This is a genomic window from Streptomyces sp. Go-475, from assembly GCF_003330845.1.
GTDB lineage: Bacteria > Actinomycetota > Actinomycetes > Streptomycetales > Streptomycetaceae > Streptomyces.
Genome location: NZ_CP026121.1, coordinates 4,421,339 through 4,434,229, shown reverse-complemented (window position 1 = coordinate 4,434,229; position 12,891 = coordinate 4,421,339). Strand labels below are relative to the sequence as shown.

Sequence of the window (12,891 nt, the reverse complement as noted above, 5' to 3'; positions counted from 1 at the left end):
AACTCGTCACAAGCTCCCCCCCTGGGAGCCAGACATCGCTCGATCAGAATCGAACAAGACTAAGGAGACACCTGATCAAACTTGAGGCTGCTGGTCAACTGAGAATGGTTGATTCCGGGCAGCAGTTCGGACAGCGCGCTCCGGGCGTCCCGCGCCGTGGGAGCGGCCGTGCCGGTGTCCGGGCAGAGGGCTCGGACGATGTGCCGGCTGAGGGCGTCGTCGATCGGGTGCGGCAGCGGGCGGCCGTTCTCGTCGAGGCTCTGGTACTTCATCAGGTTCTGCGCGAAGGCGACCTGGCGCTTGCCGTCCTGGCTGGTCAGCGCGAACGTGCCGGCGCCGAACACCGCGCCGTTGTGACCCCAGAAGCGGCCGCAGCCGCGCAGCTCCACGGTGTAGATGCCGAGGCCGTACTCCATGCCGCTGACGGGCACCGTGCGCATCATCTCGCCGAGGGCGGCCTCGCCCAGCAGCTTCCCGCCGAGCAGGGCGCGGTAGAAGCGGTTCAGGTCGTCCATGGTGGAGACGAGCGCGCCCGCCGAGCGGATCCAGGACATGTCGTAGACGCTGTAGTCGCGGGGCGGGTCGATCAGGCCGTACAGCGCCTCGTACATCCGCGGGTGCGGGCCCTTGATGTACGGCGTGCGCGGCAGGTACGTGTGGCGCAGCCCGGCCCGGTCGATGACGTGGCGGGTGATGTACGCGTCCGAATCCTGGCCGGTGACCTTCTCCAGCAGCAGCCCGGCGATGACGTAGTTGGTGTTGGAGTACGTCCCGGGCACCTCGCCGGGGCGTCCGGTGGCGGGGGCGGCGAGGCCCAGCCGGACCAGTTCCTCGGGCGGGATGGAGCGGAAGCGTTCCTCGTCGAGGCTGGCCGGCGAGTTCCGCAGCAGGGAGGGGAAGGCGGGCAGGACGTGGTCGCCGATCCCGCTGGTGTGGTTGAGGAGCATCCGGACGGTGATCTGCCGGCCGCGCTCGCCGGGTATCAGGTCGGGGAGGTAGTCGGCGACGGGCGCGTCCAGCCGGATCCGGCCCCGCTCCACCTGCTGGAGCACGGCCACGGCGGTGAAGGTCTTGCTGATGCTGCCCACCCGCTGCCGCATGCCCGGTGTGACGGGCCGCCCGGTGGCCACGTCGGCCGCTCCGGAGGCGCCGGCCCACCGCTCGCGGCCGTCCCGGACGGCGGAGAAGACGCCGTACAGGCCCGCCTCGTGCGCGGCGTCCAGCGAGTCCTGCAACCCGGCCTCGTCGAGGGAGGCGCGGTCTGAGGAGGTGGACGGTGGTGCGGACGGTGCGGCCTGGGCGGGCGCGGTCAGTACGGCGGTGGTCGTCAGCAGCGTGGTGCCCAGGACGGTGCCGAGAAGCCGGGCGATGCGCAACGGCTTGCCCCTTCCTTGGTGTTCGAGTACGTCGGAATGCGAGTACGTCGTGTTCGAACAGGTCGGGGATCATCGTCGTGGGGAGCGGGCGGGCCCCACATCCTTCCAGGGGGTGATCGAAAACCGGCCCCCGTCGGCCGAATCGCTGTCAACGGCCGTTGTTTTCCCCCGACTTCACCGCAGGGTCGGACGCCGGTGCGGCGCAGGCCCGCACCGCAGCGGGAGTTCGCGTCCGGGCCATTGACGCCGTACGGCCACCGGCCCTACGGTCTGGCCGAATTGCCGAACCTCGTTCGGTATTTCAGACATCCAGCCGTGCGCCATCGCTTCGTTCCGGACCCCCGACGGAAGGCCGAGCCACCATGACCGCCCCCCGCAGACCCTCCCGCCGCCACGTCCTCGGCATGGCCGCGGCCCTGCCGCTCGCACTCACCACCGATCTGGCCCTGGGCGCCGGCACGGCCGGAGCGGCGACCGGACCGGCGTACGTGATGGGCTACTTCACCGAGTCGACCAACCTCGGCGCCGGCACCGAGTACGGCCTGCACCTCGCCGTCAGCCTCGACGGCCTGGAGTGGACGCCGCTCAACCAGAACCGGCCGGTCGTCACCCCCACCCAGGGCGCCGGCGGCCTGCGCGACCCGTTCATCCTGCGCAAGCAGGACGGCACCTTCACCGTCCTCGCCACCGACCTCAAGGGCACCGACTGGAACCGCAACAGCCCGTACATCCACGTCTGGGACTCCGCCGACCTGCGCTCCCTCACCGGCTACCGGCTGCTGAAGCTGCACGACATGGCCACGCACAGCTGGGCCCCGGAGGCCTTCTGGGACGCCTCACGCGGGCAGTACGGGATCGTCTACTCGTCCGTGAACTCCAGCGGCCACAACGTCCTGATGGTCAACTACACGACCGACTTCCGCACCGTCTCCGCGCCCCAGGTCTACTTCGACCCGGGCTACGACGTGATCGACGGCAGCTTCGCCCTCGGTGTCGGCGGCACGAACTACATGTACTTCAAGGACAGTTCGAAGCAGACCCTGGTCGGCGCGCGCTCCGCCACGCTCGCCCCGGGCAGCTGGCAGGTCTTCAGCACCCCGGTGGCCCACGGCGGCACCGAGGCGCCGATCCTCGTCCGGTCGCACTCCACCGGCACCTGGTACCTCTGGGGTGACACGTACACACCGAACGGCGTCTTCTACGCCTGGCAGACCGCCGACCTCGCCTCCGGCACCTGGACCCCGGTCGACCAGCGCCGCTACACGCAGCCGCTGAACTCCAAGCACGGCAGCATCGCCCCGCTCACCGGCACGCAGTACGACAACCTCCTCGCGCACTGGGGAGCCCCGGCCTGGAACCGGCTGAAGTCGTACAACCACCCGGACCGCTACATCCGCCACGCCGGTTTCGCCGGCCGGATCGACCCCTACCCCCTCGACCCGTACGCCGACTCCCAGTGGAAGCTCGTGCCGGGCCTCGCCGACGCGTCCGGGGTGTCCTTCCAGTCGGTCAACTACCCGGACCGGTACCTGCGGCACTACAGCTACGCCCTGCGGCTGGACGTGAACGACGGCACGTCCGTGTTCGCCCAGGACGCCACCTTCCACAAGGTCGCCGGGCTGGCCGACCCCGCCTGGACGTCGTTCCGCTCGCACAACCACCCGACGCGCTACCTGCGCCACTCCGGCTACGCCCTGCGCATCGACCCCGTCGCCACCGCCACCGACCGCGCGGACGCGACGTTCCGCGTCGGCTACTGACCCGCCGCGCCGGCGGGCGGGAAGGCCGGACCGGGCTCCCGAGCGGCACACGCGGGGACGCGACGGCCCGGCCGGCCTTCCTCTGGCCGCAATCTGCCACCCGGCACCCCGCGGCGCCTCCCGGGGAGGCCCGAACGGGGAGGGCGGGGCGAAGCTGCGATGATGCGCGCATGCCGACCCTCGCCACCCTCGCGGTCCTGGCCCTCGCCGCGCTCCACGCCTACATCCTGGTGCTGGAGATGTTCCTGTGGACCACGCCCCGGGCCCGCGCCGCCTTCGGCACCACCGCCGGGTTCGCCGCCGAAACGAAGGCCCTCGCCGCCAACCAGGGCCTCTACAACGGCTTCCTCGCCGCCGGGCTGGTGTGGGGCGCGGTGGCGTCCGACCCCGTGGGCTTCCAGGTCTCGGTGTTCTTCCTGGTGTGCGTGGCGGTCGCGGGGGTGTACGGCGCCGCCACCGCCAGCCGGAAGATCCTCTTCGTACAGACCGTCCCGGCACTGGCCGCCCTGGCCCTGGTGCTGATCGCGGGGTAGTCAGGCGCCTTGCTCCACGGCCTGTTCCATGAGACGGCCGGCCTCCGACTCCGCCGTGGCGGGCGGTACCACCAGCAGGTCCCAGCGGCCGCGGCCGGGGGCGAGCAGGCAGACGGTGTGCGGGGCGGTCGGCGAGTCCTTCCGGCCGACGTGGACGGCCTGCCCCGCGACGAGCAACCGCTCCGGGCAGGCGGGCCAGGCGTCCCCGTTGACCAGGACGCTGCTGATCCGGCCCCAGGCCCGCGGCAGCACGCCGAGCAGCCCGGGCAGTTCCGCGGCCAGGTCGTAGGAGCGGGGCCACCACGCCCCGTCGATCCGGCGGGCGGTGCGGCCCTGGCGCGGCTGGGCCGCGAGCCGGAGCCGGACCTCGGGCCGTGCGGGGACGGGCGGCGGGGGTGAGGATGCGGACGTCATCGGGGGCTCCTGCTGCGGACGGGGTGCGTGGCCAGGAGGTGGCGAAGCCGCGAGCCCGGTGTACGGAGGCGGGGGGTTCGTCGAGTGCCGAGGGCGAGACCGGTTCGGCCACCGGTTGCGTCATACCCCCGGTTCCTCCACCGTACCGTGCGGGGCGGCGCGGGGGCCGGGGCCGGGTCAGAGGCGACATTCCGGGCGCTTTATGGCAATCCGTCGGCGATAATCGGAGCTATGACAACGGCAACGTACGAAGTGCTGGCGGCGTCGTCAGATCACGCGGTCGCCGTGACCATCGCCTTCATCGGCGGGCTGATCGTCGCCTGCGCGCTGATCTGGGCCGTGCGGGTCGGGATGCGCGTCATGGACAAGGACACCCACCACCCCGACCCCGCCGAACAGCCGCACCTCCCGGAGACCGGGCCGGTCCGCGAGATGCGGGAGATGCGGGAACCGGACGAGATGCCGGTCGTGACGCGCGACGGCGAGCGGCTGCTGCCCCACGAGCTGCACCGCGCGAGCACCAGGACCGGCAAGGACCAGACACCGCGCCGCTGGCTGCCCGGATCCAGCGGGTCCTTCGGCGGCGGCGGCCTCGGCCACACGTGATCCACACGTGATGCCGTAGGGCCGCGCGGCCCGCGGCTCGCGCGGCTGTGCCAGGGAGGTGCCATGGCTGCCCGCCACCGGACGCGCCGGGCTACGGCGGGGGCGGCGCCTGCGTTCGCCCTGGCCGCCGCGGCCGCCCTGGCCGCCCTCGTCGCCGGCTGTGGCGACGACAGCCCGGCGGAGACGACCCGCAGGGCGGAGTCGGCCGTCGAGTCGCTCGCCTCGCGGGCCTCCGGGGCGGTGGAGTCGGCGACGGCGGAGGCCGGGCGCCGGCTCGACGACATCAAGGACGGCATCGACGTGAAGCACGACGTGCGGCTCGGCTCCGTCGGGGTCGGCTCCGACGGCCGGGCCCGGGTGGAGGTCACCGTCGCCAACACCGACGACACGGCCCGCTCCTTCGCGGTCCAGGTCGAGTTCACCGACCCCGGCGGCGGGCTGCTCGACACGGTCGTCGTCACCGTCGACGACGTCCCGGCCGGTGGGTCCGGCACGGTCACCGCGCGCGGCACGCACGCCCTGTCCGGAGAGGTGCGGGCGGAGGTGGCCCGGGCGCTGCGCTACTGACCCGCGGTGGCCTCGGTGGCCACGGCGATGTCGATCTGCTCGCTCATGGCGTTCACCCCGTTGAGGGCGGCGACCGCCTGGAGCCGGTTGGCGCCGGGCGGGAGGGCCGCGCCGGGGGTGCACGTCCAGGTGCCGTCGGGGGCGGCGGTGGTCGCGCAGGCCTCGCGCTCGTCCTTGTCCCGGACGGTGACCCGGGCGCCCGGATGGGCCGTGCCGGCGATCTCCGGCCGGGTGCCCAGCGGCACGCCGGACAGGGGGCGGGTCAGGGTCGGCGCGGCCAGGCCCACGGTCACGGCACACCGGCCGGCGGCCCGCCGCAGCCCCCGCGCGTCGGTGACCCGCAGCGCGCAGTCGCGCAGCCGGGTGCCGGGCACGGCGTCCGCGGCCACCGCCAGCACGAAGGGGAAGGTGCGGTCCGGCTCGGACCGGGCGGCGCTGTCGCCGGTGACGGTGTACGACCCGCTGCGCCCGTCGGCGGTGACCGACCCCCGGTAGCCGGACGCGTCGAGCGGCGTGCCCGTCACCCGGGTGCCCCGGGGCGCGGTCAGCGTGAGGGTGGCTCCCGGCCCCGCCTCCGTAACGCCCGCGACCTCGACGATGCCCTCCCGGCCGGGCGCGATGGTGGCGACGCCCCACAGGGCGCCCTCCCGGCCGGGCGCGAGGGCCGCGGTGCCCCACAGCGCGCCGTCCCGGGCCTGCGCGGGCGTCCCCGCACAGGCGAGCACCCCCGCGACGACGGCCCCCGCCACGGCTGCTGACCTGCTGGACCTGTTCATCGCGGGCGAGGCTCCCTGTCGGACACGGCCTGGTCGAGGACACTCCGCCGCCGATTCTCGCGGCCGTCCGGGAAGGCGGCACCCGCTGCTGAGCCACGCGAGGGGTACCGCGCCCCGCAAGGGGCGCGGGGAACCGCGCGAGCAGCCACGACGCCGCCGCCCACGAAGGAGGCCGCTACCGCCCCAGCCACACCGTCGTGTCCGGCCCGAGCAGACCGTCCTCCAGGGGGGCGCTGCTCAGCAGCACCTCACCGGCCGGCAGCGGGACCGGCGCACCGGACAGGTTCGTCACGCACCGCCAGCCCTCCCAGCGGTCGAACTGGAGCACGCCGTCCGGGGCGTCCGCCGCCCAGGTCAGCTCCTCACCGTCGAGCAGCTTGCGGCGCAGCCGCAGGGCCGTGCGGTACAGCTCCAGGGTCGAGCCCCCGACGCCGTCCTGCGCCTCGACGGCGTAGGCGGCGAAGCCGGGCGGCTGCGGCAGCCAGGCGCCCCCGGGCCCGAAGCCGTACGACGGTCCGTTCGTGGTCCACGGCAGCGGCACCCGGCAGCCGTCGCGGCCCTTGCGGACGTGGCCCGTCTGCTCCCAGATCGGGTCCTGGAGCACCTCGGTGGGCAGGTCGGCGACCTCGGGGAGGCCGAGTTCCTCGCCCTGGTAGACGTAGGCCGAGCCGGGCAGCGCCAGCATCAGCAGGGTGGCGGCCCGGGCGCGGCGCAGCCCCGCCGCCTCGTCCACGGCCGGGGCGTGGCCGCCGGAGAGCAGCCAGGCGTTGAGGTCGGTGTCCGGCGGGAGCATCAGGCGGGAGGCGTGCCGGATCACGTCGTGGTTGGAGAGCACCCAGGTGGCCGAGGCGCCGGCCGCCCGGGCGGTGGCGAGCGAGTCGGTGATGACCTGCCGTAGCTCGTCGGCGTTCCAGCCGGCCTCCAGGTACTCGAAGTTGAAGGCCTGCCCCAGTTCGTCCGGACGGGCGTACAGGGCGCGCCGCGCGCCGGGCACCCAGGCCTCGGCGACGGCCATGCGGGGCGGGCGGTAGGCGTCGAGGATCTTGCGCCAGTCGCGGTAGATCTCGTGCACGTCGTCGCGGTCGTAGAAGGGGTGCGTGCCGGGTGGCATCGCGGTGAGCGCCTCCTCGCGGCTCAGCTCGGGCGCGCCGAGGTCGCGCAGCGGTTCGTTCAGGTCCTTGACGAGGGCGTGGGCGACGTCGACGCGGAAGCCGTCGACACCCCGGTCGGACCAGAAGCGCAGGGTGGTGCGGTAGTCGGCGCGGACCTCCTGGTTCTCCCAGTTGAGGTCGGGCTGCTCGGGGGCGAACAGGTGCAGGTACCACTGCCCGTCGGGCACGCGTTTCCAGGCGCTGCCGCCGAAGACGGACTGCCAGTCGGTGGGCGGGAGTTCGCCGTGCTCGCCGCGGCCGTCCCGGAAGACGTACCGGTCGCGGGCGGCCGAGCCGGGGCCGGAGCGCAGGGCCTCCTGGAACCAGGCGTGCTGGTGGGAGGAGTGGTTGGGCACGATGTCGACGATGACCTTCAGGCCGAGGCGGTGGGCCTCGGCGACCAGGGCGTCGAAGTCGTCGAGCGTGCCGAGGCGCGGGTCGACGCCGCGCGGGTCGGCGACGTCGTAGCCGCCGTCGGCGAGCTCGGACGGGTAGAAGGGGCTCAGCCACAGGGCGTCCACGCCCAGGGCGGAGAGGTGGGTGAGGCGGCGGGTGATGCCGCGCAGGTCACCGAGGCCGTCCCCGTCGGCGTCGGCGAAGCTGCGGGGATAGATTTGGTAGACGACGGCCTGGCGCCACCAGTCGGGATCCCGGGACGACAGGTCGAGGGTGGAGCGATCGGTCACGCGGTCTCCTCTTCCGTGCATAGGACGACAGCAGGAAACCTGTCCAGATTGGCGGAAAAAGGAACCACCGGACCGAGCGGAGCAAGCCGTTCCCGACGTGATGGAAGTGTGATGGAGAGGCAACTCTCTTTGCGTTCCCGCAGGTTGACAGCGTGCTGCCGCCCCGCCACGATGGGGGCTCACTGTGGCGCATGTGACCAATGAGCCCAGTGTTTCTCAGACCACTCACCCCCGGTGCGGCCCCGGCAGCCGTGCGCCGCGCGCTGCCCGCATGCCGTCACCCGGGGTTCCTGCACACGCCAAGAAATGGGATCCGCATGTCCATAGCGAGACGTGTCACCGCGCGCCGCCTGCTGGGGACGGGCGCCGCGGCCCTCGCCCTCTGCGCCGCCTCCGCCACCACCGCGTTCGCGCACGGTGCGCCCGGCGGCGACGGCTGGTCGTCCGGCGGCAGTTACAAGCCCGGAACGGGCGCGGGCACGGAGACGGGGACGGACCGCTGCCAGTTCTCGCTCGACGGCACGACGTTCCAGGACTCGGTCAAGGTCGACGACCAGAACCTGAAGCCGACCGAGGACGGCAAGGTCCACATCAAGGTCCGCGCCGCCGGTGACGCGGCCACCTGCACGGCCTCCCTCGCCTCCTACCTGGCGCACGGCGCGACCTTCGCGACCTCCGGCGAGCAGGTCTTCGTCGACTTCGACACGGTGACGGTCAAGCCGGGCGGCACCGACTCGCTCGACATCGCCATCCCGGACAAGGGCTGCTTCGGGCAGATCGACCTCTACCGGGGCGCGGTGAAGTTCGACGGCGAGCTCGACGCGAAGGACGGCTTCGAGCACGGCGAGCTGCCCAAGGGCCCGGACCGCCCGGTCATCAAGGACAAGCTGATCGCGGCCTGGAACGGCGGCACCAAGAACTGCACGCAGACCCCGCCGCCGGCGGAGGAGGAGCCGCCCGCCTCCACGCCGCCCGCCAGCCCGTCGGAGCCGGCCGAGGAGACGACCCCGCCGGCCTCCCCGTCCGAGCCGGCCGAGCCCTCGACGCCGCCGTCCTCCGACACGGACACGCCCACGCCGTCCGCCTCCGAGTCGACCTCGCCCCCGGCTCCCAAGCCGAACGGCGGTGGCGGCGACCTCGCCGAGACCGGCGCCAACAGCAGCACCGGCCCGATCGCCCTCGGCGCGGCGGCCCTGCTCGCGGGCGGCGCGGCGATGCTGGTCGTGACCCGCCGCCGCGCGGCGAAGCGCGGCAACGCCTAGACACCCGGGTCACCCCACGTGTGAACGGCCGCCCCGCCGTCCTCCCCCGAGGACGGCGGGGCGGCCGTCCGTGTGCCGCTCGCGGTCAGCCGGCCTCGACCGTCGACAGGTACAGCTTCACGTAACGCTCCACGTCCACGTCCAGCCCCACGTCCACCAGCGGCTGCTCGCGGGTGCCCTCGTGGATCTCGGACTCGCCGGGGCGGGGGCGGCGGTCGACGATCGTCATGCCGCGGGTGGGGCCCGGGGCGAGGGAGACCTCGACGGGGAGGCGGTGGGTGGCCAGGCCCTCGGGGTCGGCGACCGCGCAGACCGCGCCCGCGTCACCGAGGCCGCCGGCCGTCTCCTCGGGGTCGTCGGGGCGGCTGCCCGGGTGCGCCGGGCGGTGCGCGAGCAGGTCGCCGGCCAGCCGCGCGCCCGGCTCGGCGCTCGCGCGCAGCCTGCGCACGTCCGCCGCCGGGACGACGACCCGGGTGAACACGTCCAGCCCGTACATCGTGATCGGCACCCCGGCGGTGAGCAGGATCGCCGCCGCCTCCGGGTCGTGCCACACGTTGAACTCCGCGACGGGCGAGGCGTTCCCGGCCGCCGCCGCGCCGCCCATGAACACGATGCGCTCGATGTTGCGCACCACCTCCGGGTGGGTGCGCAGCAGCAGGGCGATGTTGGTGAGGGGCGCGGTGGGGATGAGGGTGACCGGGCGCGGGGAGGCGAGGATCTCGCGGCGCAGCAGCGTCACCGCGTCCACGTCGGCGGGCCTGCGGGTCGGAGCCGGCAGCCCCAGGTCCCCCATGCCGTCGTGGCCGTGCACGTGCCGCGCCGAGCGGGGCGCCTCGATCAGCGGCCGCTCGGCGCCCCGGGCGACCGGGATGTCGGGGGCGCCGGCCCGCTCCAGCACGGTCAGGGTGTTGCGGACGACGCCCTCCACGTCCGTGTTCCCGGCCACGCAGGTGATCGCGCGCACGTCCAGCGCCGGGTGCCGGACGGCGAACAGCAGGGCGAGGGCGTCGTCGACGCCGGTGTCGCAGTCGATGACCACCGGGATGCGCTGACCGTCCGTCACGGCGAGGACTCCTTCCGCTGCGGCTCTCCCCCGGGCGGGGGCCGTAGCAGCGACCTTACGACCGGGAGGCGCGCGGACGACGCCCCCGGTGGCGCGAGGTGCCCCGCCAAGGCCGCTCAGGGCCGCCGCAAGGCCGCTCAGGGCCGCCGTACCGCCGCGATGTCGAGTTCCAGCGCCACCTTCCGGCCGACCATGCCCCGGGCCCCGCTCACGCCCCAGTCGGCGCGGTCGATGGTCGCCCGGCCGGTGAAACCGACCCGGAAGGCGCCCTGCGGGTCGTTCCCGGCGCCGGTCAGTTCGACGTCCACGGTGACCGGGCGGGTCACGCCGCGGACCGTCAGGTCACCGGTGACCCGGAAGCCCGTCGCGCCGGCCCGCTCCACCCGGGTCGAGGCGAAGGTGAGGGCCGGGTGGACGCCCGCGTCGAGGAAGTCGCCGCCGCGCAGATGGTCGTCCCGCCTGTCGTTGCCGGTCCGGATGCTCGCCGCGCGGATCGCGAGCCGCACGGCGGACCTCGACGGGTCGTCGCCGTCCAGCCGCCCGCCGCCCTCGAACGCGCCGAACGTCCCGCGCACCTTGCTGACGAGCAGGGCCCGCGCCACGAAACCGATACGGGTGCGGGCGGGGTCGAGGACGTAGTCGCCGGTCAGTTCGCCGAGTGTGCTCGTGGTCGTCATGGTGGTGTCTCCTGGAAGGGAAGGCCTGGTGCGGGTCTCTGCGGTACGACGACACAGCCCCGGGAAATGTGAGGCGGCACGGCCCGGCCTCACATTCCGGGGGGCTGTCCCGTCGAAGAGGTGAGGACCCGCGCGACCGAGGGAGCCAGCCGCACCATGAGCACACCGTCCGGACCCGCAGACGACCTGAGCGCGCTCACCCGCGAGCGGCGGAAGCTGCTCAACCTCGCGTACCGGCTGCTCGGCTCGCTCGCCGAGGCCGAGGACGTCGTGCAGGAGACCTACGCCCGCTGGTACGCCCTGACCCCGCGGCAGCGGGACGCCATCGACTCCCCCGGCGCCTGGCTGACGACCGTCGCCGGCCGCGTCTGCCTCGACCTGCTGGGCTCGGCCCGGGCCAGACGCGAGCGGTACGTGGGCGCGTGGGTCCCGGAGCCGCTGCCCAGCCGTACCGAGTGGGTCAGCGGGCGGTGGGGCGGCACCCCGGCCGACCCGGCCGATCCCGCCGACCGCGTCACGCTCGACGAGTCCGTCAGCATGGCCTTCCTCGTCGTGCTCGAGTCGATGACCCCGGCCGAGCGGGTCGCGTTCGTCCTGCACGACGTGTTCCGCTACTCCTTCGCCGAGGTCGCCGAGATCGTCGGCCGCACCCCGGCCGCCTGCCGCCAGCTCGCCTCCTCGGCCCGCCGCCGCGTGCGCGCGGCCCGGCCTACCGCGCCCCCGGCGGCCGACCGGGCCGGCCTCGTCCGCTCCTTCCGGCAGGCCTGGGAGGCCCAGGACATCGACGGCCTCATCGGCCTGCTGGCCCCCGACGCCACCGCGACCGGCGACGGCGGCGGACTCGCCACGGCCGCGCTCCACCCGGTCGAGGGCGCCGAGCAGATCGCGCGCTTCTTCGTCGACCGGGCCCGCGCGGTGCCCGGCGTGACGCTCCGGGAGTGCGCGGTCAACGGCCAGCCCGGCCTGGTGGCCCGGAAGGACGGCGTCACCGTGTCGGTGCTGGCGTTCGACGTCGCGGGCGACCGCATCGCCCGCATCTGGGCCGTCCTCAACCCCGACAAGCTCCGCCCCTGGACGACGGCCTGACGGGAAATCAGCTGCGTGTCGGAAGCACCTTGCCTAGCATCGCGCCCATGCCCTCCGCCTCCCCCACCCTCGACGACCGCATCGACCGCCTGCGCGAGCTCGCCCACGCCGATCCCCGTCTGGAAGGCGTCCTCCTCTACGGCTCGTGGACCCTCGGCGAGGCCGACGCCCACTCCGACATCGAGGCGTACCTGTACATCCAGGACGACCAGGCCGACGGCTTCGACGGCCGCGCCTTCCTGGAGCAGCTCGCGCCCCTCCGGCTCGCGTACACCAACATGTACGGCATCCTCGCCGTCGTCTTCGACGACCTCATGCGCGGCGAGTTCCACCTCACCCCCGCCGGACCCGGCATCGACGAGGTCCCCACCTGGCAGGGCCAGGTGCACCTGCCCAAGCCCGACGACGCCGTCCTGCTCGACCGCACCGGACGGCTGACGCGGGCCGCCCGGCAGCTGGCCGAGTTCCGCCCGCCCGAGCCGGTGTCCACCGCCCGGCAGCTCACCGACGAGCTGGCCAACTGGACGCTGATGGTCGCCCACCTCCTGGCCCGCGGCGAGATCGCCCGCGCCCACGCGGGGCTGCACACCGTCGTCGCCCCGCTGCAGCTCCAGCTCTGCCGCCTGCTGCGCGGCAGCACCGCCCACTGGCTCACGCCCAGCCGCGCCCTGGAGCAGGACCTGCCGGCCGCCGACCGCGACCGCTACGTCTCCACCACGGCCGCCGCGCGCGAGGAGGAGCTGCGTACGGCCGCGCGCCACAGCTGGCGCTGGAGCCGGGACCTGGCCGGCGAGGCGGCCGGACGCTGGACGTTCGACCTGCCGCACGAGCTGCACGAACAGATCGCCGACCTGCTGAACGCCCCGCGTTGACCGGTCTCCTGGGCGCCAGGCGCTGACCTGGACTGCTGGGCGCCAGGCGCTGACCTGGACTG

Annotated in this window: 13 protein-coding genes; 7 read left to right on the top strand and 6 right to left on the bottom strand. The window is 74.0% G+C overall.

The window, feature by feature from the left end:
* Positions 1–59: 59 nt before the first annotated feature.
* Entirely contained in the window at positions 60–1,376 is a 1,317-nt protein-coding gene (locus C1703_RS20460) for a serine hydrolase domain-containing protein (RefSeq protein ID WP_114254241.1), read from the bottom strand.
* 362 nt (positions 1,377–1,738) lie between these two features.
* On the opposite strand from C1703_RS20460, the gene C1703_RS20455 reads away from it, so the two are divergent.
* The gene (locus tag C1703_RS20455) at positions 1,739–3,136 is read left to right on the top strand and encodes a glycoside hydrolase family 43 protein (RefSeq protein WP_114254240.1); all 1,398 of its coding nucleotides are present in this window, start codon (positions 1,739–1,741) and stop codon (positions 3,134–3,136) included.
* 170 nt (positions 3,137–3,306) lie between these two features.
* Positions 3,307–3,669 carry a DUF1304 domain-containing protein gene (locus tag C1703_RS20450; protein ID WP_114254239.1) on the top strand — a complete coding sequence of 121 codons (363 nt, stop codon included), beginning with the start codon at positions 3,307–3,309 and terminating at the stop codon, positions 3,667–3,669.
* Here C1703_RS20450 and C1703_RS20445 read toward each other — a convergent pair whose 3' ends face one another.
* Positions 3,670–4,083: a DUF5994 family protein gene (locus tag C1703_RS20445; protein ID WP_114254238.1), complete on the bottom strand. Its 414-nt coding sequence runs from the start codon at positions 4,081–4,083 to the stop codon at positions 3,670–3,672.
* Between the two features lie 231 nt (positions 4,084–4,314).
* On the opposite strand from C1703_RS20445, the gene C1703_RS20440 reads away from it, so the two are divergent.
* Both C1703_RS20440 and C1703_RS20435 read left to right on the top strand, forming a co-directional pair.
* On the top strand, positions 4,315–4,689 hold the full coding sequence (locus C1703_RS20440) for a DUF6479 family protein (RefSeq protein WP_114254237.1): 375 nt from the start codon (positions 4,315–4,317) through the stop codon (positions 4,687–4,689).
* Positions 4,690–4,752: 63 nt separating this feature from the next.
* Positions 4,753–5,256 carry a hypothetical protein gene (locus C1703_RS20435; RefSeq protein WP_198678229.1) on the top strand — a complete coding sequence of 168 codons (504 nt, stop codon included), beginning with the start codon at positions 4,753–4,755 and terminating at the stop codon, positions 5,254–5,256.
* Here the strand turns inward: C1703_RS20435 and C1703_RS20430 are convergent.
* Positions 5,250–6,032, bottom strand: a complete 783-nt coding sequence (locus C1703_RS20430) for a carboxypeptidase regulatory-like domain-containing protein (protein ID WP_114254236.1) — start codon at positions 6,030–6,032, stop codon at positions 5,250–5,252. The genes C1703_RS20435 and C1703_RS20430 overlap by 7 nt on opposite strands.
* Positions 6,033–6,207: 175 nt before the next feature.
* Positions 6,208–7,890 (bottom strand): glycoside hydrolase family 13 protein, encoded by a 1,683-nt coding sequence (locus C1703_RS20425; RefSeq protein WP_198678228.1) that lies wholly within the window; start codon positions 7,888–7,890, stop codon positions 6,208–6,210.
* 296 nt (positions 7,891–8,186) lie between these two features.
* On the opposite strand from C1703_RS20425, the gene C1703_RS20420 reads away from it, so the two are divergent.
* Complete coding sequence (locus tag C1703_RS20420; RefSeq protein WP_114254234.1) at positions 8,187–9,131, top strand: LAETG motif-containing sortase-dependent surface protein; 945 nt, start codon at positions 8,187–8,189, stop codon at positions 9,129–9,131.
* An 85-nt stretch (positions 9,132–9,216) separates the two neighbouring features.
* Here the strand turns inward: C1703_RS20420 and C1703_RS20415 are convergent, their stop codons facing one another.
* Together C1703_RS20415 and C1703_RS20410 are read right to left on the bottom strand one after the other, a co-directional pair.
* Entirely contained in the window at positions 9,217–10,194 is a 978-nt protein-coding gene (locus C1703_RS20415) for a nucleoside hydrolase (protein WP_114254233.1), read from the bottom strand.
* Between the two features lie 137 nt (positions 10,195–10,331).
* On the bottom strand, positions 10,332–10,871 hold the full coding sequence (locus C1703_RS20410; protein WP_114254232.1) for a YceI family protein: 540 nt from the start codon (positions 10,869–10,871) through the stop codon (positions 10,332–10,334).
* Positions 10,872–11,027: 156 nt separating this feature from the next.
* Here C1703_RS20410 and sigJ point away from each other — a divergent pair, with 156 nt between their 5' ends.
* Together sigJ and C1703_RS20400 are read left to right on the top strand one after the other, a co-directional pair.
* Entirely contained in the window at positions 11,028–11,957 is a 930-nt protein-coding gene (gene sigJ, locus C1703_RS20405; protein ID WP_114254231.1) for an RNA polymerase sigma factor SigJ, read from the top strand.
* A gap of 47 nt (positions 11,958–12,004) precedes the next feature.
* Complete coding sequence (locus C1703_RS20400) at positions 12,005–12,829, top strand: nucleotidyltransferase domain-containing protein (RefSeq protein ID WP_114254230.1); 825 nt, start codon at positions 12,005–12,007, stop codon at positions 12,827–12,829.
* Positions 12,830–12,891: the final 62 nt, after the last annotated feature.

What these genes read in the sequence shown, in the direction of transcription:
- C1703_RS20455 (WP_114254240.1), top strand. Translation starts at nt 1,739, where the DNA reads ATGACCGCCCCCCGCAGACCCTCCCGCCGCCACGTCCTCGGCATGGCC.
- C1703_RS20450 (WP_114254239.1), top strand. Translation starts at nt 3,307, where the DNA reads ATGCCGACCCTCGCCACCCTCGCGGTCCTGGCCCTCGCCGCGCTCCAC.
- C1703_RS20445 (WP_114254238.1), bottom strand. Translation starts at nt 4,083, where the DNA reads ATGACGTCCGCATCCTCACCCCCGCCGCCCGTCCCCGCACGGCCCGAG.
- C1703_RS20440 (WP_114254237.1), top strand. Translation starts at nt 4,315, where the DNA reads ATGACAACGGCAACGTACGAAGTGCTGGCGGCGTCGTCAGATCACGCG.
- C1703_RS20435 (WP_198678229.1), top strand. Translation starts at nt 4,753, where the DNA reads ATGGCTGCCCGCCACCGGACGCGCCGGGCTACGGCGGGGGCGGCGCCT.
- C1703_RS20430 (WP_114254236.1), bottom strand. Translation starts at nt 6,032, where the DNA reads ATGAACAGGTCCAGCAGGTCAGCAGCCGTGGCGGGGGCCGTCGTCGCG.
- C1703_RS20425 (WP_198678228.1), bottom strand. Translation starts at nt 7,890, where the DNA reads ATGCACGGAAGAGGAGACCGCGTGACCGATCGCTCCACCCTCGACCTG.
- C1703_RS20420 (WP_114254234.1), top strand. Translation starts at nt 8,187, where the DNA reads ATGTCCATAGCGAGACGTGTCACCGCGCGCCGCCTGCTGGGGACGGGC.
- C1703_RS20410 (WP_114254232.1), bottom strand. Translation starts at nt 10,871, where the DNA reads ATGACGACCACGAGCACACTCGGCGAACTGACCGGCGACTACGTCCTC.
- sigJ (WP_114254231.1), top strand. Translation starts at nt 11,028, where the DNA reads ATGAGCACACCGTCCGGACCCGCAGACGACCTGAGCGCGCTCACCCGC.
- C1703_RS20400 (WP_114254230.1), top strand. Translation starts at nt 12,005, where the DNA reads ATGCCCTCCGCCTCCCCCACCCTCGACGACCGCATCGACCGCCTGCGC.